The 20,282-nt window shown below is 69.6% G+C and carries 19 protein-coding genes and 1 tRNA gene; 12 read left to right on the top strand and 8 right to left on the bottom strand.

Annotation, left to right across the window (positions count from 1 at the left end; translation table 11 throughout):
• The first annotated feature begins 83 nt into the window (after nucleotides 1-83).
• Nucleotides 84-160: transfer RNA gene (locus Q0581_RS04295), tRNA-Arg, on the top strand.
• Nucleotides 161-208: 48 nt separating this feature from the next.
• On the opposite strand, the gene Q0581_RS04300 is transcribed toward Q0581_RS04295, so the two are convergent.
• The gene (locus tag Q0581_RS04300; protein ID WP_298697924.1) at nucleotides 209-1,900 is read right to left on the bottom strand and encodes an alkaline phosphatase D family protein; all 1,692 of its coding nucleotides are present in this window, start codon (nucleotides 1,898-1,900) and stop codon (nucleotides 209-211) included.
• Between the two features lie 8 nt (nucleotides 1,901-1,908).
• Nucleotides 1,909-4,476 (bottom strand): TonB-dependent receptor, encoded by a 2,568-nt coding sequence (locus Q0581_RS04305; RefSeq protein ID WP_298697926.1) that lies wholly within the window; start codon nucleotides 4,474-4,476, stop codon nucleotides 1,909-1,911.
• Nucleotides 4,477-4,639: 163 nt separating this feature from the next.
• Between Q0581_RS04305 and xrtH the strand changes: the two genes are divergently transcribed.
• Both xrtH and Q0581_RS04315 read left to right on the top strand, forming a co-directional pair.
• Nucleotides 4,640-5,233, top strand: a complete 594-nt coding sequence (gene xrtH / locus Q0581_RS04310; RefSeq protein WP_298697927.1) for an exosortase H — start codon at nucleotides 4,640-4,642, stop codon at nucleotides 5,231-5,233.
• Nucleotides 5,230-5,907, top strand: coding sequence for an exosortase H-associated membrane protein (locus tag Q0581_RS04315; protein WP_298697928.1), 678 nt, complete (start codon nucleotides 5,230-5,232; stop codon nucleotides 5,905-5,907). The genes xrtH and Q0581_RS04315 overlap by 4 nt, the downstream gene beginning before the upstream one ends.
• On the opposite strand, the gene Q0581_RS04320 is transcribed toward Q0581_RS04315, so the two are convergent.
• A complete protein-coding gene (locus Q0581_RS04320; protein WP_298698166.1) occupies nucleotides 5,904-6,326 on the bottom strand; it encodes a DUF983 domain-containing protein in 423 nt (140 codons plus the stop codon). The two genes, Q0581_RS04315 and Q0581_RS04320, sit on opposite strands and share 4 nt — an antisense overlap.
• Nucleotides 6,327-6,457: 131 nt before the next feature.
• On the opposite strand from Q0581_RS04320, the gene Q0581_RS04325 reads away from it, so the two are divergent.
• Nucleotides 6,458-9,352, top strand: coding sequence for a hypothetical protein (locus tag Q0581_RS04325; protein ID WP_298697929.1), 2,895 nt, complete (start codon nucleotides 6,458-6,460; stop codon nucleotides 9,350-9,352).
• Nucleotides 9,353-9,358: 6 nt separating this feature from the next.
• Here Q0581_RS04325 and Q0581_RS04330 read toward each other — a convergent pair whose 3' ends face one another.
• The 3 genes from Q0581_RS04330 to Q0581_RS04340 form a co-directional block, all read right to left on the bottom strand.
• Nucleotides 9,359-9,637, bottom strand: coding sequence for an HU family DNA-binding protein (locus tag Q0581_RS04330; protein WP_298697931.1), 279 nt, complete (start codon nucleotides 9,635-9,637; stop codon nucleotides 9,359-9,361).
• Nucleotides 9,638-9,748: 111 nt separating this feature from the next.
• Nucleotides 9,749-10,558 (bottom strand): flagellar type III secretion system pore protein FliP, encoded by an 810-nt coding sequence (gene fliP, locus Q0581_RS04335; RefSeq protein ID WP_298697933.1) that lies wholly within the window; start codon nucleotides 10,556-10,558, stop codon nucleotides 9,749-9,751.
• Nucleotides 10,555-10,830 (bottom strand): flagellar biosynthetic protein FliO, encoded by a 276-nt coding sequence (locus Q0581_RS04340; RefSeq protein ID WP_298697934.1) that lies wholly within the window; start codon nucleotides 10,828-10,830, stop codon nucleotides 10,555-10,557. The genes fliP and Q0581_RS04340 overlap by 4 nt, the downstream gene beginning before the upstream one ends.
• A 163-nt stretch (nucleotides 10,831-10,993) precedes the next feature.
• Between Q0581_RS04340 and Q0581_RS04345 the strand changes: the two genes are divergently transcribed.
• Genes Q0581_RS04345 through Q0581_RS04355 form a run of 3 tightly spaced genes read left to right on the top strand, consistent with a single transcriptional unit; the run spans nucleotide 10,994 to nucleotide 12,156 of the window.
• Complete coding sequence (locus Q0581_RS04345) at nucleotides 10,994-11,401, top strand: flagellar basal body protein (protein WP_298697935.1); 408 nt, start codon at nucleotides 10,994-10,996, stop codon at nucleotides 11,399-11,401.
• 46 nt (nucleotides 11,402-11,447) lie between these two features.
• Nucleotides 11,448-11,834, top strand: a complete 387-nt coding sequence (gene flgC / locus Q0581_RS04350; RefSeq protein WP_298698168.1) for a flagellar basal body rod protein FlgC — start codon at nucleotides 11,448-11,450, stop codon at nucleotides 11,832-11,834.
• Nucleotides 11,835-11,844: 10 nt separating this feature from the next.
• Nucleotides 11,845-12,156: a flagellar hook-basal body complex protein FliE gene (locus tag Q0581_RS04355; protein ID WP_298697937.1), complete on the top strand. Its 312-nt coding sequence runs from the start codon at nucleotides 11,845-11,847 to the stop codon at nucleotides 12,154-12,156.
• Between the two features lie 16 nt (nucleotides 12,157-12,172).
• Here Q0581_RS04355 and Q0581_RS04360 read toward each other — a convergent pair whose 3' ends face one another.
• Both Q0581_RS04360 and folE read right to left on the bottom strand, forming a co-directional pair.
• Nucleotides 12,173-13,324, bottom strand: coding sequence for an acyltransferase (locus tag Q0581_RS04360; protein ID WP_298697938.1), 1,152 nt, complete (start codon nucleotides 13,322-13,324; stop codon nucleotides 12,173-12,175).
• A 58-nt stretch (nucleotides 13,325-13,382) separates the two neighbouring features.
• Nucleotides 13,383-13,958 (bottom strand): GTP cyclohydrolase I FolE, encoded by a 576-nt coding sequence (folE, locus tag Q0581_RS04365; protein ID WP_298697940.1) that lies wholly within the window; start codon nucleotides 13,956-13,958, stop codon nucleotides 13,383-13,385.
• Nucleotides 13,959-14,069: 111 nt separating this feature from the next.
• On the opposite strand from folE, the gene fliQ reads away from it, so the two are divergent.
• From fliQ to Q0581_RS04390, 5 genes are all read left to right on the top strand, one after another.
• Nucleotides 14,070-14,333, top strand: coding sequence for a flagellar biosynthesis protein FliQ (gene fliQ / locus Q0581_RS04370; protein WP_298697942.1), 264 nt, complete (start codon nucleotides 14,070-14,072; stop codon nucleotides 14,331-14,333).
• 12 nt (nucleotides 14,334-14,345) lie between these two features.
• Nucleotides 14,346-15,125, top strand: coding sequence for a flagellar biosynthetic protein FliR (gene fliR, locus Q0581_RS04375; RefSeq protein ID WP_298697944.1), 780 nt, complete (start codon nucleotides 14,346-14,348; stop codon nucleotides 15,123-15,125).
• The gene (gene flhB, locus Q0581_RS04380; RefSeq protein ID WP_298697946.1) at nucleotides 15,118-16,194 is read left to right on the top strand and encodes a flagellar biosynthesis protein FlhB; all 1,077 of its coding nucleotides are present in this window, start codon (nucleotides 15,118-15,120) and stop codon (nucleotides 16,192-16,194) included. The genes fliR and flhB overlap by 8 nt, the downstream gene beginning before the upstream one ends.
• Nucleotides 16,195-16,235: 41 nt before the next feature.
• Complete coding sequence (cckA, locus tag Q0581_RS04385; protein ID WP_298697948.1) at nucleotides 16,236-18,275, top strand: cell cycle histidine kinase CckA; 2,040 nt, start codon at nucleotides 16,236-16,238, stop codon at nucleotides 18,273-18,275.
• 81 nt (nucleotides 18,276-18,356) lie between these two features.
• Complete coding sequence (locus Q0581_RS04390) at nucleotides 18,357-20,228, top strand: M61 family peptidase (RefSeq protein ID WP_298697950.1); 1,872 nt, start codon at nucleotides 18,357-18,359, stop codon at nucleotides 20,226-20,228.
• Nucleotides 20,229-20,282: the final 54 nt, after the last annotated feature.

Raw genomic sequence — 20,282 nt, forward strand, 5'->3', positions numbered from 1 at the left:
AAGCGCATTAACCACAACTGAGGACGTGCGTCGCGATGTTGGGGCTAGGCGGCGGCGGCAACAGCCGCTACGTCGGCGCCCGTGGCCCCGTAGCTCAGCTGCATAGAGCAAGGCTTTCCTAAAGCCGAGGTCGCAGGTTGGAGTCCTGCCGGGGTCGCCACCCCTCCTTTATGCAAGGCTGACCCGCAGCGCAGCGCTCTTGCGCCGGTCAGCCCGGCTGCAGCGGCCCCAGGCCCGTGTCCGTGCGCGGCACGGTGTAGCGGGCGACGGTGCTCACCTCGAACGGCTTGGCGCGGATGGTCGAGACGGCGCGCAGTTCGGCGGTGGCGTGGTCGGGGGTGAGCGTCAGCAGGATGAAGCCCTTGGACGCCTGGTCGCAGAAGCGGACCTCTTCCGGGTTGGCCATCATCAGGGCCGGGCCCAGCGGCAGGCCGCCGACCTGATCGCCGGGCGAGGGGCTGGAGATGGCGCTGGTCCCGAACTCGACGGCGGCGCGGCGGCCGCTGTCGTCGTGCAGTTCATTGACCCAGAAGGCGTGGCTGTCGCCGGCCAGCATGATGGGTTCGACCCCCGCCTCCTGGAAGGTCTGGTACAGGCGCTCGCGCCCGGCCGGATAGCCGTCCCAGCTGTCCAGGTTGAACGGCAGGCCCAGGCGGAACAGGCCGATGGCGGCCTCCACCTGGCCGCGCACATCGTCGGGCAGGGTGGTCAGCAGGGCCGAGATCTGTTCGGCCGGCAGCATCTTGGTGACGTCGGGGCCGCGCACGCGGGCGGTGACGACCTGATTGCCCAGCACCTGCCACGGGCGGCCCGCCTGACGCGAGGCGGCCAGTTCGGCGCCCAGCCAGCGGCGCTGATCCTCGCCCAGCAGGTCGCGCGACGGTTCGGCGCGGCGGGCCAGGAAGGCGGCCACATCGGGCGCGCCGTCGGGCTGGAGCGTCAGTTGCCCATAGCTGAGGGCCTCGGTGCGGCCCAGAAGCCGCGTCTCGACCATGATCAGCGACACCAGGTCGCCGAAGTGGAAGGACCGGTTGATCGCCTCCTTCAGCCGGCCGGGCGCGGCCTCGCGGATCGGCATCCATTCGTAATAGGCGCGCAGGGCCGCCGCCTTGCGTTGGGCGAAGTCGCCTTCGGTCTCGGGCTGGTGGTTCTGGGCGCCGCCCATCCAGGTGTCATTGGCGACCTCATGGTCGTCCCAGACGCAGATGAAGGCCGCGCGCGCGTGGGCGGCCTGAAGGTCCGGGTCCGATTTGTAGAGGGCGTGGCGCGTCCGATAGTCGGCCAGGGTGACGATCTCGTGCGGCGGCTGGGGAATGCGGCCCAGGGCGGCGCCGGTGGTCATGCCGTAGTCGTCGGCCTCGGCCCCGTATTCGTAGATGTAGTCGCCCAGGTGGACCACGGCGTCCAGCCGCTCCAGCCCGGCCATGGCCTCATAGGCGTTGAACAGGCCGCCGGGATAAAGCTGGCACGAGGCGACGGCCAGAACGACATCGGCCGTCGCGCCCTCCGGCAGGGTCCGCACCTGCCCGACCGGCGAGGTCACGCCCGCGGCCGTGAAGCGATAGTGATAGGTCAGGCCCGGCTGCAGGCCGCGCCCGTCCAGGTCGGTCTTGACCGTGAAATCCCGTTCCGCCGAGGCGATCAGGTCGTCGCGGCGCACGACGATGTCGGCAAAGCCGGGATCGCGCGCCACCTCCAGCCCCACGACGATGTCGCCGGCGTCGGGGGCCGAGGGCGTGACGCGCGTCCAGAAGACGGCCGAGGTCTGGTCCGGATCGCCGCTGGCCACCCCGTGAGAAAAGGCGACGGTGGCGTCGGCGGCCTGGGTCGGCGTCGTGGCGCAGGCGCCGCCGGCGCTGGCGCCCAGAAGACCCAGAAGACTGCGGCGATCCAGTTTCATATCAGGCCTCAGTACCGGACCGTGAAGCCGACGCCCCAGGTGGCGCCCCGGCCGGCGATGAAGGTCGGCATGGCCAGGTTGTCGCCCGTATTGCCGGCGTCCTTGATGTATTCCTCGTCCAGGATGTTGTCGCCGAAGGCTTCCACGGCCCAGGCGCCCGACTGGGGCCGATAGCGGACCCGCAGGTTCAGCAGGCCATAGCTGTCCTGATATTCGTCGACGATCAAGTCGGCGACCAGGTTGCCGGCCTGCAGGTCGATGCGGTCGTTGTCGTCGTCGAAGAAGACCTTGGACTGCCAGGTGTAGGTCGGCTGGATCTCGATCTGGCCGCCCGGCGCCGTGACGCGCCACATCGCGCCGACCGAGGCCATGTGATCCGGCGACAGGCGGAAGCTGTTGCCGTCACGCGCGCCGGTGGTGAAGCGCGAGTGGTTGTAGCCATAGGCGCCGAACAGTTCGAAGTCCGGGGTCACGTCGAAGGCGAACTGCGCTTCCAGACCATAGGCCTGGGCCTCGCCGGCGTTGATCGTGTCCAGCTTGGCGCCGTTCCATTGGGTGGTCTGGAAATTGTCGTAGGCGTAATAGAAGACCGCGCCGTCCAGCCGCAGACGGCCGTCCATGCGCACCGACTTGCCGCCGATCTCGAAGCTGTCGACGGTTTCGGCTTCGACCACCTTGAACTCGGGGGCGCCGAACGGCGTGCGGGGGCTGCTGGCGTTCAGGACCTCGGGACGGCGACCGCGCGCATAGTTGGCGTACAGATTGGTGTCGTCCGACAGGGCGTAGCGCGCCGTCAGACGCCAGGTCAGGCCGTCATCCTCGTGGTCGGCATAGACGAAGTCGCCATTGTTGATCGTCGGCTGGGCGCTGGGGTTCAGGCCGAACAGCGGCAGGCCGGCGCGGGTGGCGTAGCCGGGCTGGACCAGCACGCCCGGAACGCCCAGGGGGCTGAGGATGAAGTCGGTCGGAACCAGGCCTTCCTGCAACGCCAGCAGGGTGCCCAGGGCCGAACGGCCGTTGACGACGCGGCCCGAATAGCCGGTGGTCTTGTCGTCGCGGGTCCAGCGCAGGCCGGCGGCGAACTCCCACTGATCGTTCGGGCGGAAGTTCACGTCGCCGAACAGGTCGTAGGACGTCAGCTCGCTGCTGTTGGTGTATTCCTCGATGTGGGCCGACTTCAGGTTGCCGGCCATGCCGGCCGCCAGCGTGGGGGCCATCGGCCGGGCCGGGGCCGGCAGCAGGCTTTGCAGAATGCCCGTCAGCACGGTGGTGGCGACGCCCGGATAGGCGGCCAGCGGCAGGGTGTTGCGACCGACCACGCCCGGTTGACCGTCCAGCAGGCTGCCGACGGCCGGATTGATCCGCGCCATCAGGTGGGCCAGGGCGATGCGCTCGTCATACTGGCTGATGAAGCGTTGCGAGCCTTCTTCGCGGAACCAACCCGCGCCGACGAAGGCCGAGATGGCGCCGCCGTTGTCGTAGTTCAGGCGGAACTCCTGGCTCCACTGTTCGCCGCGGGCGTCTTCGCCACCCATCATGATCGGCAGGGAGACGCCGTCCGGGTCGAAGGTCTCGAAGGACGAGAACTCGCGGTAGGCGGTGGTCGAGTTCAGCGTCAGCGCGTCCGACAGATCGATGCGGGCCAGGCCGGTCACGCCCCAGACTTCGCGGTCCAGGCCCAGGCTCTTGCCGCCGTCGAATTCGGCGCTCGGCGTCAGGGCCGCGCCGTCCCAGGGCGCGCGACCGCCCAGAACGGCCCCGGTGGCGGGATCGGCGGGATCAAAGGCGATGGACTTGAACGAAGTGCCCGAAGCGTCGTCCTGCTGATAGTTGGCGATCAGGTCGAACCGCATGGCGTCCGACGGCGCCCAGGCCCCCGACAGGCGCAAGGCGTTGGTCTCGATGGCGTTGTAGTCCTCGCCGCCCAGCAGGTTCTCGACCGAGCCGTCACGGGTCTTCAGGCGACCGGCCAGACGCAGGCCCGCCGTGTCGCCCAGCGACAGGTTCAGCGATCCGTCGGCCATGACATAGCCCAGGCTGCCGGCCTCGATGCGGGCTTCGGCCGAGGTCTGGCCCGGACGCGCGCGGTTCTGCACCAGATTGACCGCGCCGATCAGGGCTCCTCGACCGTAAAGCGTCGATTGCGGCCCCTTGGCCACCTCGATGCGCTCCATGTCGAACAGCTCGACATAGGAGCCGCGCGACTTGGAGATCGACACGCCGTCCTGGAACACCGAAACGCGCGGCTCGGTCGTGGCCTCGCCGGAATCCGAAGTGATGCCGCGCATCACGAAGCCCGGATTGTTCGGCGACTGGTTCTGAACCAGGAAGCCGGGCGTGAAGGCCGACAGCTGGTCGAACTCCTGAATGCCCAGGGCGTCCAGCTGCTCGCCCGAGAAGGCGCTCAGGGCGAACGGCACTTCGATGGCGCGCTGTTCGCGCAGCTGGGCGGTGACGATGATTTCGTCGACCTGGATCGGCTGCTGGGGGTCCTGCGCCTGGGCAGGGCCGGCCGTCAGGCCCAGGGCGGCGGCCGTGGCGGCGCCAGCGAGAAGGTGCAGTCGGAAGTCGGCCATGATCGTATCCCCAGTCAGGCGTTTTGAAGTCCTGCCTAGGCGGTGACGAAGACGCTGCTGCGAAGCTTGAAAGGCGCGCAAACGACGGAATCGGCGCAGTCCCGTGACGTTTCGTCCGAACACGACGCGCCGATCTTTGATCCTTGTCTTGAGGCGGCCGGCCATGCAGAAACTGGCCCTGCATCATGTGCGTGGGGGGACGCCGTTGAAGAAGTTTCTGGCCAATCCGGGCGTCCGGTATCTGCTGACGTTCGCGATCGTGGCGCTGGCCCTGTTCAGCGTGCTGTCGACCCCCTGGGCCGACAAGGGATTCACCCAGCCCTTCACCCGCATGTTGGTCGATCTGTGCGCGGCGCTGATCGGTCCGTTCGATAGCCGGGTGCTGGCCGAGGGCGACATCCTGCGGTTCAGCGACGGTCGCGGCGCGGTGCAGGTTCTGGCCGGCTGCAATGCGGTGGAGGTGTGCGCCCTGCTGGTCGCCGCCATTCTGGCCTTCCCGGGTCGGCTGCAGGACGGGCTGATCGGGGCGGCGGCCGGGGTGGTGGCGCTTCAGGTCGTCAATCTGGGCCGGATCATCAGCCTGCTTTATCTGTCGCGCGGCTCGGAACACTTGTTCGAGTTCTTCCACGCCTATGTCTGGGACGCGATGATCGGGCTGGAGGGCCTGCTGATCTTCTTCTTCTGGACCCGCTGGCAGGAGCGTCAGGGGCGCAAGGCGGCCGCGGCCAAGGCCGCCGCCGAAGGCGGTGCGGCATGAACCGGCTGGCCCAGGCGCTGAAAGCCCGGACGCCCGAGGAACAGGCGCGCCGGCGGTTCGGTCTGTGGGCGCTGGTCGCCCTGGTGGTTCTGTTGCCGGCCTGGTGGTGGATCGGGGCCGATCTGGCGGCGGCGGTTCTGAAGCCTGTGGCGGCCCTGTTCCTGCGGCTGTTCGGCCTGAACGGTCAGATCGGCGCGCTGGAAGACGGGGGCTGGGCCATCGGCACCGATCTGACCCATGCCGACGGGCGGCCCTATGTCTTCGGCATGCCGCACGAGATGGTGAAGCGGCTGCTGTTCGGCGTGCCCCTGTTCGCCGCCTTCATGATCGCGCCGCCGCGCACCGACCGTCCCGTGCGGGCCGTTCTGATCGGCGCCGGTGTGATCCTTGTGGTCTTCCTGCTGTCGGTGGCGGGCGTCGTGTGGGGTGAAACCGCCCCGATGCTGAACCCCGCCCTGGCGGGTCAGGCGGGCGCCGGCGGGCGTCTGAGCGGCGAGCCGCTGCATCCGCTGGCGGCGCAGGTCGCCATCCTGGGCCGGTATCTGGCGCTGTCAGTGGCGCCGCTGATCCTGGCGGTGGTGACCTGGGCGGCGGTCAATCCGGCGGGGCGCGAAACCCTGCTGGGCGGCCTGGGTGATGACCAGGGTGAGGATCCGGCGGACGCCGAAACCTAACGCGGGTCGCGGCTCTTCCAAGGCGAGCCTTCGCCGTGGGCGCCGACGCTGGTGAACTCCGGCTCGGCGGCCTTGTGCACATATTGCTCGGACACCAACCAGCCCTTCAAGGGGCGCAACACGGCCAGACACGCCACCGCCAGCAGCGGCAGGGTGACGACCATATGCACCCAGATCGGCGGGTGGACCGTGAACTCGAACCACATGAACAGGGCCATGCCCACCACGCCGACCAGGCTCATGCCGAAGAAGGCCGGGCCGTCGGCCGGATCGGCGAAACCATAATCCAGCCCGCACTCGGTGCAGGCCTCGCGGATGGTCAAAAAGCCCTTCAGCAGCGGCCCCTGGCCACAGCGGGGGCAGCGACAGGCCAGGCCCGTCTTCAGGGTGTTCAGCGGCGGCCAGGCGGGATCGGACATGATCCGCATGTCGGCCCCTGGCGACGTTTGCGCAAGCGTCGCCTTTTGTCGCAGCCGTTTGGCCGCTCGCCGGCAAAACAATGAATCGGCGTTAACCGCGATGAAAGGCCCACGCGCGAGCATGCGCGCGCATGTCCGGGGCCAGACCGACCCAGCGAATCCTGAAGTCGACCGTGGCCGTGGCCGCGGCGAGCGCTGTCGTGCTGTCGCCGATGACCCCGCTGGCCCAGGAGCCGGGCGGCTCGGGCGATCCGATCGAGATCCGCGTCGGGGCTAATGACGCCTTCACCCGCGTGGAGTTCGCCGGGGTGATCGGCGCCCGCTCGCGCATCCGCCGCGAAGGCCAGGCGGTGATCGTGCGCCTGGGATCGACCGCCGCGCCGGACGTGTCGCGCCTGCGGGTCGATCCGCCCAAGGGGGTGGCCTCGGTCGAGACGCGCGCCGTCCAGGGGGCGACCGAACTGGTCCTGACTCTGGCCGAAGGGTCCGACATCCGCACCGGTACGGCAGACGGCGCGGTGTGGCTGAACCTCTATTCCGCCGAACAGGCGCCGGCCGCGCCCGCTCCCGCCGCCGAGGTGGCGCGCGTGGCGCCGGTCAAGGCCGTGGCGGCCGACGACCGGGTGACGCTGAGTTTCGACTGGACCACGCCGGTGGGCGCGGCCGTGTTCCGGCGCGGCGAGGCGGTGTGGATCGTCTTCGACGCCGCCGCCCGCATGGACCTGAGCGGGGCCAAGGCCCTGGGGCCTGCGCGCGAGGCGCGCTGGGCGGCCGGGCCGGACTATACGGTCGTGCGGGTCGCGGCGCCCGAGAATCTGTCGGTCTCGGCCGTGGCCGAAGGCTCGACCTGGAAGGTGCAGATCGGCGGCGTGGCCCAGACGGCGGGCGGCGTTCAGGTGGTGCGCGACGACACCGGTTCGGACGCCCTTGTGGCGCGGATGGCGGGCGCGACGCGGGCCATCTGGCTGACCGATCCCATGGTCGGCGACCGGTTCGCCGTCGTCACCGCCCGAGCGCCGGGCAAGGGATTCGCCGGGCGGCGCGAGACGGTGGACCTGACCCTTCTGCCCACGGCCCAGGGCCTGGCTATCGAAAGCCGGGTCGGCGACCTGACCCTGACGGCCGAGACGGATCGGGTGACCATGGCGCGGCCCAAGGGCCTGACGCTGTCGGCGCCCTCGGCGGCGTTGGAGATCGCGCCGGCCGACCAGACGGCGCCGCAGAAGGCTGCTCATCCGGCGCTGATCCTGACCCAATGGGCGGATGTGGGGGCGGACGGCTTTTCGGCCCGTTATCACGCCCTGCAGACCGCGGCGTCCGAGGAAACCATACACGCGGGCGACGATCCGCGCGCGCCGGTCGAGGCGCGGCTGGCGCTGGCGCGGTTTCTGGTCGGATCGGGCCTGGCCTATGAAGCCATCGGCGTCCTGAACGCCTTGACGACCAAGACCCCCAACATGCTGGGCGAACCGGAGGTTCGCGGCCTGCGCGGCGCCGCCCGCGCCCAGATCGGACGACTGGAGGAAGCCCAGGCCGACTTCTCGGCCGCCGCCGTGGCGGGCGATCCGGCGACCAAGGTCTGGCTGGGCTATATCGCCGCCGAACAGGGCGACTGGGCCGGCGCGCGCCAGGCGTTCGCCGCCGGCGCCAGCGTCATCGACAGCTTCCCGGCCGAATGGCGCGCCCGGTTCGGCGCCGCCCACGCCCTGGCGGCGCTGGAGACCGGGGACATGGCGGCGGCGGCCTCGCTGCTGGAGTACGGCTTCAGCCAGAACGCCCCGGCCGCCGACCAGCTGGCGGCGCGGTTGGTCCAGGCGCGGATGTTCGAGGTGCAGGGCCAGACCGAAAGGGCCGCGCGCATCTATCAGGCCGTGGGCCGGGCGCCGCTGGACGCCGTGGCCACGCCGGCGAAACTGGGCCTGGTGCGTCTGGGCCTGGCCAATGGCACGATGAAGCCGGACGTGGCGGCGGCCGAGCTGGAATCGCTGAAATGGCGCTGGCGCGGCGATGCGACCGAACTGGCGGTGATCCGCACCCTGGGCGAGCTTTATCTGTCGCAGGGCCGCTATCGCGAGGCGCTGGACGCCCTGCGCGGCGCGGGCAAGCGCATGGGCCAGATGCCGGGCGCCGCCCAGATCCAGACCGATCTGAACGAGGCGTTCAAGAGCCTGTTCCTGGACGGGGCGGCCGATGGGCTGCAGCCGATCCAGGCCCTGGCGCTGTTCTATGATTTCCGCGACCTGACGCCGGTGGGGGCCGATGGCGACGAAATGGTGCGGCGCCTGGCGCGGCGCCTGATCGATGTGGACCTGCTGAAACAGGCGGCGGAACTGCTGAAATACCAGGCCGACAACCGGCTGGAAGGCGTGGCCAAGGCCCAGGTCTCGACCGATCTGGCCACCGTCTATCTGATGGATCGCCAGCCCGAGGCGGCATTGCAGGCCCTGTGGAACTCGCGCACCACCCTGTTGCCCGCCGCCATGACGGCCGAGCGCCGGGCGCTGGAAGCGCGGGCCCTGATGACGCTGGGCCGTTACGATCACGCGCTGGATCTGCTGGAGCGCGACAATGGTCCGGCCGCGCGCGAAGTGCGGGCCGACGTCTTCTGGAAGCAGGAGAAATGGGCCCAGGCCGCGGCCCTGTACGAAGCGCGGCTGGGCGAACGCTATCGCGATGCGGCCACGCCGCTGACGCCGGATGAAGAGGCGCGGCTGCTGCGGGCGGGGGTCGGCTATTCGCTGGGCCGCGACGCGGGCGCCCTGGCGCGGCTGTCGCGGAACTATCGCCCGTTCGTCGCCGGGGCGCGCAACGCCGATGGCCTGCGCATCGCCCTGGACGGGCTGGACGGCATGGGCGGCACGGCCGACGCCGGCGACTTCGCGGCCCTGGCGGCCGGGGTGGACACCTTCAACGGCTGGGTCGCCGGCATGAAGGCCCAGATCAGACAGAAAACGGGCGGGAACCGACCTGCGGCCCCCGCCCGTCCTGCATCGTCGGCGCCGGCCCCTGCGAGGCCGGCGGCCTGATCCGTCTTACTTGTTGACGGCGTCCTTCAGCGGCTTGGAGACGCGGAAGCGGACGGCCTTCGAAGCCGGGATCTTGATGGTGGCGCCGGTGGCCGGGTTGCGGCCTTCGCGCGCGGCGCGGGCCGCGGTGTCGAACACGCCCAGGTTCGAGATGCGGACGTCGCCGCCCGACTTCAGCGAGGCGTGGATGTTCTCGACGATGGCGGTCAGAACCTTGCCGGCGTCGGCTTGGCTGACGCCCGCGTCCTTGGCGACGGCGGCGATGAGTTCAGCTTGAGTGGTCATGTTGGCGTTTCCAGTTGGTCGCCCGATTCAGGGCGAAGACCGGAGGATCAACACGCTTTTCGGGCGACTTGGCAAGCGCCCTTGCGACGGAAAGCCTTTGAGGCTGGGGATTCAGCCCCCGCCGGCCGCCCTCTGGAAGCTCTCGACCAGGCTGCCGGCGACCAGTCTCCAGCCGTCCACCAGCACGAAGAAGATCAGCTTGAACGGCAGGGAAACCACCACCGGCGGCAGCATCATCATGCCCATGGACATCAGCACGCTGGCGACCACCAGATCGATCACAAGGAACGGAAGAAAAAGCATAAATCCGATCGAGAAGGCGGTCTTCAGCTCACTGATCATGAAGGCCGGGGTGATGACCCGCAGCGGCAGTTCGGCCAGGGGGGTGTCGGCCTCGACCCGCGACAGCCGGGTGAACAGCGCCAGGTCCGATCGGTCCACCTGGGACAGCATGAAGGTCTTGACCGGTTCGGAGGCCGCATCGAACGCCTGGGGCAGCTCCATCTGCTGGTCCATCAGGGGTCTGATCCCCGAATCATAGGCGTCCTGCCAGGTCGGGGCCATGACGATGGCCGACAGGAACAGGGCCAGGGACACCAGAACGGCGTTGGGCGGCGACTGCTGCATGCCCAGGGCGGTGCGCAGCAGCGACAGCACCACCACGATGCGCACGAAGCTGGTGGTCATGATCACGATCGACGGCGCCAGCGACAGCACGGTCATCAGGCCGACCAGCTGCACCACCCGTTCCGACAGGCCGGCGCCCGAGCCCAGGTCGATGTTGATCGCGCTGCCGGTCGCCGCCGTCTCCTGGGCCAGGGCCGCCAGCGGGAAGACCAGGCAGGCCAGGGTGGCGACCAGCGACAGCAAGGCCGCGCGCTTCAGCTCCGCGCGCGTGGGGATGGCGAACAGGGCCTTCATTTCAGCGGTCCCGGCTGGCGCGGCTCGATCAGTTCGCGGCCTTCGCCCAGCAGGATCAGCCGCTCCTCGTCGTCGACGCGGACCAGGACCAGCCGTCGGGCGGGGTCCAGCACCAGGGTCTCGACCACCTGAAGCCGCCGCTCGCCCCGTTCGGCGCCCATGCGGGCCATCAGTTGCGGCGCATAGCGGCGCGCGGCCCAGGCGCACAGGCCGATGATCCCCACGGTGAAGGCCAGGCCGAAGACGGCGCGGGCGAGGTCGAGGAAATTCATGCGCGGCCCCGATTTGGCGCGCAGGTGACGGCGCCGGTCGCGGGCGACTGTTAACCGCCAGGGTTAACGGCCGGTTTAGGGAAACCACTCCTTAACCATGAAGGCGGCATTTTTCGCCGGGTGTTGGATGGGCGCACGGCTGCGCCCGCACGGGAAACGGGCCATGGGCGTCGCCGACCTGCCGCTGCTGAACCAGATCAAGGGCCGCCTGGGCTGGCTGGACGAACGCCAGCGGGTGATCGCCCAGAACGTGGCCAATTCGGACACGCCCGGTTACGCCGCGCGCGACCTGGCCCAACCGCGCGACTTCGCCGCCGCCCTGCGTGGCCAGGGCGGGCCGCTGCAGATGACGCGCACGGCGCCGAATCACATCGCCCCGGCCGGGCCGGTGGCGCGGTATGCCTCGAACGACGCGCCGGATTCGGAAACCACGCTGGACGGCAATTCGGTCGTGGTCGAAGAGCAGATGCTGAAGATGGCCGAGAGCCGCATGGCCTATGACGCCGCCATCGGCTTCTACCAGAAATCCATGCAGATGATCCGGCTGGCGGCCAAGCCGCCGGGCCGCTGAAGGGGGCTGAGCCATGCCTGATCCCATCCCGCCCCGGAACCCGGCCATGGCCGCGGCCGCCTCGGCCCTGAAGGCCCAGCAGTCGCGCATGCGGGTGATCGCGGAAAACATCGCCAACGCCGAATCGACCGCGACCACGGCGGGCGGCCAGCCCTATCGCCGCCAGCTGCCGGTGTTTCAGGCGCGCGAGATCGACGGCGCCACCGGGGTCGCCCTGGCCCAGGTGCGGCCCGACATGAGCGACTTCCGCACCGAATACGACCCCAGCCACCCGGCCGCCAACGCCGAGGGCTATGTCACCCGGCCCAATGTCGACACCCTGATCGAGGCCATGGACATGCGCGAGGCGCAGCGGGCCTATGAGGCGAACCTAAACGTGATCGAGACGGCGCGCGCCATGGAGACGCGCACTCTCGACCTGCTGAAGAAATAGGGGCTGAGCGATGAATCCCTTGATGGCGGCGCGGGCCTATCAGGCGGTGCAGGGCGGCGGCGCTGCGGCGCCCGGCGCGGCGGGCGAAGCCGGGGCGGCCACCGGCCCGGGCTTCGGCGAACTGTTGCAGAACGTCATGGACGGGGCGGTCGGCCAGACCCGCGCAGCCGAGACTCAGATGGCCCAGGTGGTCCAGGGCCAGGGCAGTCTGATCGACGTGGTCACGGCCGTCAGCTCGGCCGAGGCGTCGCTGGAAACCGTCATGGCCGTGCGGGATCAGGTGATCCAGGCGTACCAGGAAATCATGCGCATGCCCATCTGACGGCGGCGCCGGCGGATCAGCCTTCCAGCGACACCACCGGCTGGGTCGGCGCCGCGACGGGGCGGCGGGCGCGGCCCTTCATCCAGCGACGCAGGCGCGCCTGGATCGGCTCGTCGATCCACTGGTGGAAGGCGAAGGCGAAGCCGATGGCCGCCGCCATGCCCAGGGTCCACAGGCCCCATTGCGCGGTCTCCGACAGGTTCAGGCGCGGCGCGGCGACATTGACGGCGCCGAACCAGGCGATGCGCACGACTTCGTTGGAAATGAAGATGGCGAACGAGACGACGGCCGCCTTTTCCACCAGGCGCGACGGGCGGATCACCGGCACGGCCCCGGCCGCCACGATGATGACGGCGATCAGCGCCACCGAGGCCAGGCCGAACTTGCCCGCCAGCTGAAGCCCGAAGAAACCGACGGACGACGCCAGCAGGCTCCATCCCGCCAGGCGCGGATCGATCCGCACGCCTTCCGCAAACCGGGCCAGGCACATCCCCAGGAAGAACAGCGGCAGGGCGCGGAAGAAGCCGTACTTCATCGGCATCTGCCACACCGGCAGATCCAGCAGCAGCCAGGCGGCCTGATTGGCCAGCAGATAGACGCCGACGCCCCAGGCCAGGGCCGTCACCGGATGGGCGCGGCTGAGCCGGCGCACGATCCACGGGAAGGCCAGGTAACAGCCGATCAGGGCCGAGATCGACCAGGTGGGCGCATTCCAGCCCAGGCCGCCATGCAGGCCGAACGACTGGACCAGCAGGGCCTGGGCCGGCAGCTGGTCCCAGGCGAACCATTCGGGATTGCGCGGCGCGGCGCCCAGGCTGCTGGCCACCAGCACCAGTGCGACCAGGCCGGTCAGCATGATCAGATGCGCCGGCACGACGCGCAGCACGCGCTTCAGCACGAAATCGCCGGCCGACATCGACCCCTTGCGCACCTGCTCGCCATAGACCCGCATCAGCACATAGCCGGAGTCCATCAGGAAGAAGTTGGTCAGCAGGAAGCCCGACACCTCGAACATCGGGTGCACGGTCTCGGCCAGGGCGTGCGGACCGGCGGCCTGGAAATGATGCACCACGATCAGGCAGGCCACGATGAAACGCAGCGCGTCCAGCCAACCGCCACGGGCGATGGGCGTTGTGCCGTTCTGGGTCGAAATCGCGGTCCAAGCCATGTCACAGCCCCTTTCAGGGCCGCAGGCCGCAAGGATCAGGCCGTGTGGGCGCTCAATCTCAGCCGCGAACCAGGCGCAGGAATTCTTCCCGCGTGCGGGCGTCGTCGCGCACCACGCCGATCAGGTGGCTGGTGGTCAGACTGGCGCCCGGGGCATTGACGCCGCGCAGGGTCATGCAGCTGTGTTCCGCCTCGATGACCACGCCGACGCCCTGAGGCTTCAGCACCTCGTTGATGGCGGTGGCGATCTCGGACGTCATCTTTTCCTGGATCTGCAGCCGGCGGGCGTAACCGCGCACCACCCGCGCCAGCTTCGAGATGCCCACCACCCGGTCGGTCGGCAGATAGGCGACGTGCGCCTTGCCCACGACCGGCAGCATGTGATGCTCGCAGAAGCTGACGAAGCGGATGTCCTTCAGCACCACCAGCTGGTTGTAGCCGCCGACCTCTTCGAAGGTCTTTTCCAGATAGGCGCGCGGATCGCTCTCATAGCCTTCGAACAGCTCGCGATAGCTGCGGGCGACGCGGGCGGGGGTTTCCAGCAGGCCCTCGCGATCGGGGTTGTCGCCGGCCCAGCGGATCAGGGTGCGGACGGCGGCTTCGGCCTCGGACTGGGAAACGGGGGTGTCGGTCATGCAGGGGCATATAGACCCGACCTTCGTCAAAGGGGAGGGCGGCCGCGTTCGTTATCGCGGCGTTAACCATGCACCCGGCAAATTCGGCCCAGTACCCGGGAGCGAGTCTTAATGAACGGCGCCGAAGTTCTGGACGTGGGGCGTGACGCCCTGTGGCTGACCATCCAGCTGTGTCTGCCGGCGCTGGTGGTGGCGCTGGTGGTCGGCGTGGTGATCGGCCTGTTCCAGGCCCTGACCCAGATCCAGGAACAGACCCTGGTCTATGCGCCCAAGATCATCGCCATCTTCATGTCCCTGCTGTTGTTCCTGCCGCTGATGGGCGCCCTGCTGGGCGGCTTCATGCAGCAGATCGCCGCCCGCATCGCGGGCATGTAGGGGCGCCGCCGGGTGGAGCCCTGGGCCACAGCCGATCAGGTCTGGTCCGCCGGCCTGATCTTCGCGCGGATCGGCGCGATCATCCTGATGCTGCCCGGCATCGGCGAAAGCTATGTGCCGCCGCGCGTGCGCCTGTCGCTGGCGCTGGTCGTAACCCTGGCGTTGTGGCCGATGCTGGCGGGCGTTCTGCCGGCCCTGCCGGCGACCCTGGGCGGGGTGGTCGGCTGGGTGCTGCGCGAGGTGATCGTGGGCCTGGCCATCGGCGCGGTGCTGCGGTCCTTCATGACCGCCCTGGGAACGGCGGGCGAGATCGTGTCGCTGCAGACCACCCTGGGCTTCTCGCAGACCGCCAACCCCTTGCAGGCCCAGCCGGGCACGACCCTGTCGGCCTTTCTGGCCCTGCTGGGCGTGACGCTGGTGTTCGCCACCAACACCCATCATCTGTTCGTGGCCGGCATGGTGGGGTCGTATGAGCTGATCGCCCCGGCGCGGCCGCTGGTCACCGGCGATTTCGTGACCCTGGCGGTGCGCACCCTGGGCGATTCCTTCATGCTGGGGGTGCAGCTGGCCGGACCGGTCCTGGTCTTCGCCCTGGTGTTCAACATCGCCACGGGCCTGATCGGCCGGGTGATGCCGCAGTTTCAGGTCTTCTTCGCCGCCGCCCCGCTCAGCGTGATCCTGGGGCTGTCGGTGTTCGCGCTCAGCCTCGGGGTGGCCGGGACGGTCTTCATCGACCGCTATCGCCGCCTGGCCGAGGTGTTCGCGTCGGGTTCGGGAGGCGTCCTTGGCTGAAGGCGCCGATCCCGAATCCAAAACAGAAGAGGCGACCCCGCGAAAACTTGAGGACGCCCGCAAGAAGGGCGATGTCGCCAAGTCGCCCGATGTCGGCTCGGCCCTGGCTCTGATGGGGGCCTCGGGGGTGATCCTGATGGGCGGCAGCTGGTTCGCCAGCAGCCTGGCGGAACAGCTGGTCCCCTTCATCGCCGCGCCGCACGCCATGCTGGGCGCGTTGGAAGGCGACGGCGGCATGGCCCTGGGCGCCCAGGTCCTGTGGGCGGCGGCGCCCCTGTTCGCGGCGGTGATGTTCGCGGTGATCCTGGGCGGGGCGGGCGGCAATCTGGCCCAGTCGGGCCTGGTGTTCAGCGCCGAGAAGATGAAGCCCAAATGGGACAAGGTCAGCCCCATGGCCGGCTTCAAGCGCATCTTCGGCCCCGACGGCCTGATGCAGTTCGTCAAGACCTTCGCCAAGCTGATCGCCATCGCCGCCGTCTGCTGGTGGGTGCTGAAGCCGCATGCGGGCGAGATCCAGATGCTGGCGGCGCTCAGTCCCGTCAGCCTGCTGCCGCTGGCGCGCGATCTGGTGGCGGCGCTGCTGGCGGCGGCGCTGGTGTTCCTGGGGCTGACGGCGGGCGCCGACTATCTGTGGCAGCGGATGCGCTTCGCCAAGCGGATGCGCATGACCAAGGAAGAGCTGAAGGAAGACTACAAGCAGTCCGAGGGCGATCCCCACGTCAAGGCGCGGCTGAAGCAGATCCGCATGCAGCGCAGCCGCAAGCGGATGATGCAGGCGGTGCCCACCGCCACCGTCATCGTCACCAACCCGACCCACTATTCGGTCGCCCTGCGCTATGAGCCGGACAAGGGCGACGCCGCGCCCGTGTGCGTGGCCAAGGGGGTCGACGCCCTGGCCATGAAGATCCGCGAGGTGGCGCGCGAACATTCGGTGCCGATCGTCGAGAACGTGCCCCTGGCCCGCGCCCTGTACGCCGCGGTCGAGGTGGACGAGATCATCCCGCGCGAACATTTCGAGGCTGCGGCCAAGGTGATCGGCTTCGTCATGCAGAAGCGGAAACGCCGCTGAAACAGGGTATCATCGCCCGAATCATTCGCGCGCGAGGCGAAATGGAAGCGCACAGCCCCCGACGCTCATTCGACCTGCTGGCGGGGCTGATGGTGGTCGGCTTCATCGTGGCGGTGGCGGCCCTGGCCTATCCGGCCTTCCGGTCCGATCCCTGGTCGGCGCCGGGACTGATGCTGATCGGCACGGCGGGGGCGGTGGCGCTGATCGGCCTGTTCGCCTTTGGTCGCGGCCTGACGCCGCGCCGGCCCAGCGGCGATGCGGCGGTCGAGATGCTGGACGCCCTCAGCGAACCGGCGGCCCTGGTCTGGGCCTCGGGCCAGGTGCTGGCCTTCAACGCGGCCTGGGTCGAGGCGAACGGCGCCACCACCGCCCTGCCGCGCGGCCGTCTGGGCCAGGCGCTGTACATGGCCTTCGCCCAGGCGAAACAGGGGCACGAGGGCCGCGCCATCGTCACCATCGGCGCGCGCGAGGTCGAGGTGGCCATCGGCCGCGCCGGACCCGATCGCTTCCTGGTGCGCCAGGCGCCCGATCTGCATCCCGCCGCGCCCGCGCCGGCCGCCGCCCCGGTCGCACAGACCGGCGACGCGCGCGCCATGGCCGCCGGGGCGCCGTTCGGTTCGGCCGTGATCGAGGGCGAGGATCTGTTCGCCGGCCGCGCCCAGGAGGCCAATGCCGCGCTGGCGGTTCTGACCGGTCCGGCGGCGGCGCGCGATGCGGCCTTCGGCCATCTGTTCGAACCGACGGGCGTGGCCGAGGCGCGGGCGCGTCTGGCGGCCGGATCGTCGGGCCCGATCGAACTGGTGGCCCGCGCCTATCCCGACCGGATGCTGCATCTGTACGTCGCGCCCGAAGGGCAGGCGCGTCGCGTCTGGCTGTTCGACGTCTCGGCCCAGAAGTCGATGGAGCTGCAGCTGTCGCAGGCCCAGAAAATGCAGGCCGTGGGCCAGCTGGCCGGCGGGGTGGCGCACGACTTCAACAATCTGCTGACGGCGATCCAGCTGCAGCTGTCGGGCCTGCTGGAACGGCACCCGGTCGGCGACCCGTCGTACGAGGGGCTGAACGAGATCCGCCAGACGGCCATTCGCGCCGCCGACCTGGTGCGCAAGCTGCTGGCCTTCTCGCGCAAGTCCACGGTGCGGCGCGAGCGGCTGGACCTGGGCGAACTGGTGGGCGAATTCGCCGTCCTGCTGCGCCGCCTGCTGCGCGAGGATGTGCGGCTGGAGACCGACTATGGCCGCGATCTGCCGGTGGTGGTGGCCGACAAGAGCCAGCTGGAGACGGCGGTGATGAACCTGGCCGTCAACGCCCGCGACGCCATGCGCGGCGTGACGCCCCCCGGCGACGCCGTGGTCACCATCCGCACCGCCCGCCTGACCCGCGACCAGGCGCGCGAGATGGGCTGGCTGGAGGCGCCGACCGAGGATGTGGCCCTGATCGAGGTGTCGGACACCGGGCCTGGGGTTCCGGCCGAACTGGTCGACAAGATCTTCGAACCCTTCTTCACCACCAAGGCGGTGAACGAGGGCACGGGCATGGGTCTGGCCACCGTCTATGGCATCGTCCAGCAGGCGGGCGGGCATATCGCCGTGGCCAACATCGACGGCGCGGGCGCGGCCTTCCGCATCTTCCTGCCGGCCGCCGGCGAGGCCGAACTGGCCGAGGCCGCCCCGGTCGAGGTCAAGACGGTGCGCCAGCCGCGCGACCTGTCGGGCGCCGGCCGCATCCTGTTCGTCGAGGACGAGGCCGCCGTGCGCGGCATCGCCGCCCGTCTGCTGCGCCAGCGCGGCTATGAGGTGATCGAGGCGGCCGACGGCGAGGAAGCCCTGGTCTTGGCCGAGGAATGGGCGGGTCAGATCGACATGCTGATCTCGGACGTCATCATGCCGGGGCTGGACGGGCCGTCGCTGCTGAAGAAGGCGCGCAAATATCTGGGCGATGCGCCGGTGATGTTCATCTCGGGCTATGCCGAGAGCGACTTCTCGGACCTGCTGGCCGACGAGGTGGGGGTGTCCTTCCTGCCCAAGCCGCTGGACATCAAGACCCTGGCCGAACGGGTGAAACAGGAACTGCACGCGGCCTGACGCGGCCTCTCAGCCTTGCAATCGTCGGCCTCGCGGGCGACGGTCCGGCTCCTCGGAGTTCAGGGTGCAAGGGTGATGATGATGCGACGGATGCGTGCGGCGGCGATGGCGGCGTTTCTGGTGCTGGCGGCCGGTCCGGCCCTGTCGCAGAGCCGAGGCGCGACGGCGGCCCCCGTGGCGCCCGCACCCGTCGAATACGATCTGCGCTTCGACAACGCCGTGCACCATGAAGCGCGGATCGCCGTCACCTATCGCGGGCTGGAGCCGGGGCCGGTGCGGTTTCAGATGTCGCGGTCGTCACCGGGCCGCTATGCGATCCACGAGTTCGCCAAGAACGTCTATTCCGTCGCCGCCGCCGATGGGGCCGGTCGGCCGCTGACCGTCCGGCGCGACGACCCCTATGGCTGGACGGTCGAGGGGCACGACGGGGCGATCACCGTCACCTACACCCTGTTCGCCGACCGGGGCGACGGCACATACGCCCAGATCGACGCCACCCACGCCCATCTGAACATGCCCGCGACCCTGATGTGGGCCAGCGGTTATGACGACCGGCCGGTGCGCCTGAGATTCAACCGCCTGACCCCCGACTGGCGCATCGCCACCCAGTTGGCGCCGACGTCGGACGCCGATGTCTTCACCGCGCCGAACCTGCAGTATCTGATGGACAGCCCGGTGGAGATCAGCGCCCACGTCGTGCGCGAATGGCAGGTGGACGATGCGGGCACGCCGCGCACCATCCGCATCGCCCTGCATCACGCCGGAACCGACGCCGAGGCCGACGAATTCGCCGCGCGCGCCCGTCGTGTGGTGGACGCCCAGATCGCCGTCTTCGGCGACGTGCCGGATTTCGAGAACGGCGCCTACACCTTCCTGGCCGACTATCTGCCGCACGTCAGCGGCGACGGCATGGAGCATCGCAACTCGACCATCATCACCTCGACACGGGGTCTGGCCGAGGCGAACTATGGCCAGATCGGCACCCTGAGCCACGAATTCTTCCACGCCTGGAACGTCGAGCGGTTGCGCCCGGCCGAGTTGGAGCCGTTCGACTACACCCGCGCCAATCCCACGCCGTCGCTGTGGCTGGCCGAGGGGTTCACCAGCTATTACGGGCCGCTGACCATCCGTCGGGCGGGGGTGTCGACCACGGATGCCTTCCTGCGCGAAATGGGCGCCCAGGTGAATTTCGTGCTGAACAGCCCGGCCCGCGCCTATGGCTCGCCGCAAGAAATGAGCCTGCGGGCGCCCTTCGTCGATGCGGCGGCGGCGATCGACCCGACCAATCCGAACATCTTCGTCTCCTACTACACCCATGGCGCCGTGCTGGGACTGGCGCTGGACCTGACGCTGCGCCAGCGGTTCCCCGGCGTGACGCTGGACGACTACATGCGGCGGTTGTGGCGCGATCATGGGGTGACGGAACGCCCCTATACGCCCGACGACCTGCGGGCGGCCCTGGCGGCGGTGACGGGAGACGAGGCGTTCGCGGCCGATTTCTTTGCTCGCAGCGTTCAGGACAGCCAGCTGCCGGACTTCGCCCCCCTGTTCGCCCAGGCCGGCCTGGTGCTGAAACGCAGCGCGCCGCAACGCGCCTGGGCCGGGCCGGTGCGGCTGGAGTTCGCCGGAACCACCGCGCGCCTGGCCGGGGCCACGGCGCCGGGCACGGCCCTTTATGACGCGGGCATGGACCGGGGCGACGAGATCGTGGCCGTCGGCGACATCCAGATCGACGCCCAGGCCGACTGGGACCGGGTGATCGAGCGGGCCCGCCCCGGCGACGAGGTGGTGGTGCGCTTTCTTCAGCGCGGCCGCGAAGGCCGGGCGCGCATCCGCTTCGCCGGCGATCCCTCGGTCGAACTGGTCCGCATCGAGACCGACGGCGGCGAGGTGACGGCCGAGCAGATGGCCTTCCGCGCCGCCTGGCTGGGCGCCGAACCCGCCGCCGACTGATCTTGCGAAAGGCGCCGACGCAGGCCTAGCGTGGCGGCCTGAAAATCGGAGCGC

The sequence above is a fragment of the uncultured Brevundimonas sp. genome (genome assembly GCF_937863155.1).
GTDB lineage: Bacteria > Pseudomonadota > Alphaproteobacteria > Caulobacterales > Caulobacteraceae > Brevundimonas.

What these genes read in the sequence shown, in the direction of transcription:
- Q0581_RS04390 (WP_298697950.1), top strand. Translation starts at nt 18,357, where the DNA reads ATGCGACGGATGCGTGCGGCGGCGATGGCGGCGTTTCTGGTGCTGGCG.
- Q0581_RS04305 (WP_298697926.1), bottom strand. Translation starts at nt 4,476, where the DNA reads ATGGCCGACTTCCGACTGCACCTTCTCGCTGGCGCCGCCACGGCCGCC.
- xrtH (WP_298697927.1), top strand. Translation starts at nt 4,640, where the DNA reads ATGCAGAAACTGGCCCTGCATCATGTGCGTGGGGGGACGCCGTTGAAG.
- folE (WP_298697940.1), bottom strand. Translation starts at nt 13,958, where the DNA reads ATGACCGACACCCCCGTTTCCCAGTCCGAGGCCGAAGCCGCCGTCCGC.
- flgC (WP_298698168.1), top strand. Translation starts at nt 11,448, where the DNA reads ATGGCCGCGGCCGCCTCGGCCCTGAAGGCCCAGCAGTCGCGCATGCGG.
- cckA (WP_298697948.1), top strand. Translation starts at nt 16,236, where the DNA reads ATGGAAGCGCACAGCCCCCGACGCTCATTCGACCTGCTGGCGGGGCTG.
- Q0581_RS04340 (WP_298697934.1), bottom strand. Translation starts at nt 10,830, where the DNA reads ATGAATTTCCTCGACCTCGCCCGCGCCGTCTTCGGCCTGGCCTTCACC.
- Q0581_RS04320 (WP_298698166.1), bottom strand. Translation starts at nt 6,326, where the DNA reads ATGTCCGATCCCGCCTGGCCGCCGCTGAACACCCTGAAGACGGGCCTG.
- Q0581_RS04330 (WP_298697931.1), bottom strand. Translation starts at nt 9,637, where the DNA reads ATGACCACTCAAGCTGAACTCATCGCCGCCGTCGCCAAGGACGCGGGC.
- fliP (WP_298697933.1), bottom strand. Translation starts at nt 10,558, where the DNA reads ATGAAGGCCCTGTTCGCCATCCCCACGCGCGCGGAGCTGAAGCGCGCG.
- fliQ (WP_298697942.1), top strand. Translation starts at nt 14,070, where the DNA reads ATGAACGGCGCCGAAGTTCTGGACGTGGGGCGTGACGCCCTGTGGCTG.
- Q0581_RS04325 (WP_298697929.1), top strand. Translation starts at nt 6,458, where the DNA reads ATGTCCGGGGCCAGACCGACCCAGCGAATCCTGAAGTCGACCGTGGCC.
- Q0581_RS04355 (WP_298697937.1), top strand. Translation starts at nt 11,845, where the DNA reads ATGAATCCCTTGATGGCGGCGCGGGCCTATCAGGCGGTGCAGGGCGGC.
- Q0581_RS04345 (WP_298697935.1), top strand. Translation starts at nt 10,994, where the DNA reads ATGGGCGTCGCCGACCTGCCGCTGCTGAACCAGATCAAGGGCCGCCTG.
- Q0581_RS04300 (WP_298697924.1), bottom strand. Translation starts at nt 1,900, where the DNA reads ATGAAACTGGATCGCCGCAGTCTTCTGGGTCTTCTGGGCGCCAGCGCC.
- Q0581_RS04315 (WP_298697928.1), top strand. Translation starts at nt 5,230, where the DNA reads ATGAACCGGCTGGCCCAGGCGCTGAAAGCCCGGACGCCCGAGGAACAG.
- Q0581_RS04360 (WP_298697938.1), bottom strand. Translation starts at nt 13,324, where the DNA reads ATGGCTTGGACCGCGATTTCGACCCAGAACGGCACAACGCCCATCGCC.